The following is a 3,251-nucleotide window of genomic DNA, read 5'->3' as shown; positions in this document are numbered from 1 at the left end:
CTTGGACACTGTCCAAGAATCATCGAGGCCAAGAAGATCACGGTAATGTTCGTTGAGACTGTTCATCCCACCAGTTTACAAAAACCAGCTAAAATCGGCTATCTGCCACTAAATTCCGAGAAGAACCTATTCACAGGACGATGGCGGTTTCAGCGTCAAGCGTGCTCCAGATGACCCTTCGCGATACGTTTGCGATATTGGATTCGCAACATTCACGACGCCTAAGGGCTGGAATCCCAATCGAAGTGACAAGCCGACATATGCGATTCTGACCCAAGAAGGGGAGACTTACCCGCAAATTACAAAAATGATCTCTGTCGATGCTGGGAAACCTGTCGTGCCAACATCGAAAGGAATGGCAGAGGCTCTGGCGAAAAAATGGAACGGAAAGTTGATTGACAACCCCATCAAGCTCGATGGTGAGCCAGCGTATCGCGTAAAGGGCAAGCCGAATCCAAGTCGCGTCCAGCCGATCGATTGTATTGTTGTCGTAACTGATGGACGTGTGGTGATGCTCATGGCCGGTGCCCAGCACGTTGGCACGGTTGATGAAGCGCTCACTCAATTGGCTGCATCATGGAAATGGAAGAAAAGAAACGAATCAATCGATGAACTGAAGTCGCGATAGCCGCGCGTTTCAACAATGGAAAAACCATCGCCGCGACTCGGTCAACCCCGCCGTTGGATGACGAAATATGAAGAAGCTGTTGACACAATATTTTAATAGTGGATGGTTGCCTGCACTCGTGTATATCTGCCTTCTCGTCGCGTTCACAATCACAGCATTATCGCAATGGAAGCCGCTGGATATTGTGGTCAATGTGCTGCTTTGCGTTGGCGGATTCGCATTTCTGGCGCTCCTTGCGGCCTCCATCTGGAACCTGTCTAGGAAGCGATGGAGACTCGGTGTTACCAATCTGCTTTTGTTTTTTGTCAGTGGTGTGGCTACCGTATTCGCCTTCGGTTTCCTGATGTTCGCATCAATGTTTGGCCCTAGCGAAGACGGATTTGCAGACGACCTGACGATTCCTGAAGGCATCGAGATTTCCGACCCGGAGCCGGATGCTACTGATGTTTGGGGTGTAAGCACACTCTCAGGAAGCGATGCACTACAAGGCATCGTCCGCGCTGCTTTAGCTGTTCCAGGCAACGATGCAACGGAGTTTGCTCCGAACATGCCCTCGCTACGCAAGGCGTCAACAGATCACTTCGATACCTTTCGTGACTATATCGAGGCGTCTCCGGACTGGCATGTGTTTATGGAGCAAGGACATCGCTTTGCCTCCAGACGCTGGAGTTATGTAGGAGAACCGCGAGACACATTGCACGGTTACATCTCAGAATTCGATGGCGATTCCGGATTTCAGACCCGCTGCCTCCTATGTCTAGATCGCAAGCAATGGAGCAGGTACACAGTGCAGCACGTTCAGGAGGCAAGGGAACCGATTGAGCCACAGATGGCCCGGGGAAACAACCTACATGAGAGTCGAGTAATGATAGAGTGCGGTGGAGTGTGGGTGGAAGTGTTTGAGCAATCTGACAAGCTTGAAAGGCGTGTGACGAAAGCCACCGTGACTGCGTTGGAGGACGAGTTTTCGGAGTTCCTAAGGAATCCTGATGACGCATTAGCAGCAGCGCAAGCCAGATCTCGTGAGCTGGCAAGTCGCCTCGCCGGCGAGGACGGCAGTCCCTTCCGATTGCTAACAGGCATGCAGCCGGGAATCTACCGAGTCGTCTATTCGATCAATCCTGGGGAACCTGGATTGGTCTATCTCAAGGCGTTCGAAGTTACTAAGGGCACACCACTATCGGTTGATCGGCTTGAAAATGCATCGAAAACTCGAATGACGTGGTCCATTGATCCCGCAGAGCGATTCGGTTCCAAGGCTGGGTTCACGATCTACGAAGGCGATTGGGGCAATCCCTACGCCGCCCGTTTCGAAGTCTGGTTCAAACCCGACTCGGGCGAGACTGAACGCAAGCTCGCCGAAGGAATATTTAAGATCGAAGGCTGGCAACGATAGAAATTATCGTGCCAATAAGGATTTGACTTCGCGTAAACGCGATACCCGACACTTGGCTTAAAAACAGTTCATCCGACGGAATCGTGCGCAGAGCACAGCGGAAGGTTTTTTGAGGCATGGCTCTCGTATCCAGTGATCGTTCAAAAAGGGTGTGACCGGCGTTCCGCCGGTCAACACGCGAGTGCCGGCGGTCTGTAGGGTGCGACAAGAGATCGGTTGGTGTGTGTGCGGTCCATGATCCTTGCTTTGCGTTCGTCATGGAATTGGTTCCAGTAATCGCTTTGATATGCGGCTCGAACATGCAGCATGCTCGAGCACCCTCAAGAGACCAACGCATCCCACTGCGTTCCATTCGATCTTTCACTAAGTGCCGACACGCGCCTTCAATCACGCCAAAGCAAATGGGGTAGCCCATTGCGAGGTACTCATCGTACTTCATTCTCGCAGCGTGCTTTTCAAGATACCCCGTGATTCGTGCGCAATCCTCTGCGGATCCTCCGGCGAGCTTGTGGAGCGAACCCATGCGACGCAAGCCCCGGATGACGCCCTTGACGTCGCCAGCAAGTAACCGCGCCAGACGATCGTAGGTGAAAGCCTCTTTCATCTCACTGCTCTGGTGAAACAACGCTGCGGCTGCCCAAACGTAAACCGCTACGTGCAAATAATCGAGTAGCTCGACGGTTTGTTCATCACAAAAGTGCATCGCTGAGGTGTCCCACAATGCCTCCTGCCCATCCATCAAGACAATCAACTTCTGATCTTTGGCTCGACGTGATTGCACTTCGCTGCTGAGCCAGCCCAAACCCTGATGAATTCCGCTGATCTGAATCTCCTCATCGTCTTCCCCGTCGATGGCAACCGTTGGAAAGTGTGCCGTCGTGTGCTTGAACTTCGGTTCGGGACGAGCCGTTGAATCTGTCGATGCGTCGACCTCAGTGGGCTGTTCTCGAAAGAGTGCGGCCAGCAGATCTTCGGCCGTGCGATGATAGGGATCGACGCTGTAAAGACTCGTGACAGTTGCCATACGTCGATTGCCAGGACGTTTCTTGGCGGTTTGAAAGGCTTTCACTTTTGCGGCATCCTTTTTCAGCAACGGCACACCTTTGCAGTCCGCCGTCGCGACGAGGAACTCCGCTTCTTTCTGTGGGTCGGGTTGAGGAAGCTGGTCCAAGAACTCGCCAGCGTCGACGCCCATGCTGAGATTGACCTGCTCCATCGTGTCGACCG

Annotated in this window: 2 protein-coding genes and 1 pseudogene; 2 read left to right on the top strand and 1 reads right to left on the bottom strand. The window is 52.9% G+C overall.

Features of this window, described 5'->3' with window-relative positions:
* The first annotated feature begins 337 nt into the window (after positions 1 to 337).
* Both CA85_RS24560 and CA85_RS24555 read left to right on the top strand, forming a co-directional pair.
* Entirely contained in the window at positions 338 to 628 is a 291-nt protein-coding gene (locus CA85_RS24560; protein ID WP_146394377.1) for a hypothetical protein, read from the top strand.
* 67 nt (positions 629 to 695) lie between these two features.
* Positions 696 to 2,024 (top strand): hypothetical protein, encoded by a 1,329-nt coding sequence (locus CA85_RS24555; RefSeq protein WP_146394375.1) that lies wholly within the window; start codon positions 696 to 698, stop codon positions 2,022 to 2,024.
* Positions 2,025 to 2,194: 170 nt separating this feature from the next.
* Here the strand turns inward: CA85_RS24555 and CA85_RS24550 are convergent.
* A pseudogene (locus tag CA85_RS24550) lies at positions 2,195 to 3,251 on the bottom strand (ISKra4-like element ISRma1 family transposase); the annotation flags it as partial.

The sequence above is a fragment of the Allorhodopirellula solitaria genome (assembly GCF_007859855.1).
Taxonomy (GTDB): Bacteria; Planctomycetota; Planctomycetia; order Pirellulales; family Pirellulaceae; genus Rhodopirellula; species Rhodopirellula solitaria.
Note: the sequence above shows the minus strand (reverse complement) of the source record. Positions and strands in the feature narration are given on the sequence as shown.

Coding starts and splice junctions, on each gene's coding strand:
- CA85_RS24555 (WP_146394375.1), top strand. CDS start 696: ATGAAGAAGCTGTTGACACAATATTTTAATAGTGGATGGTTGCCTGCA.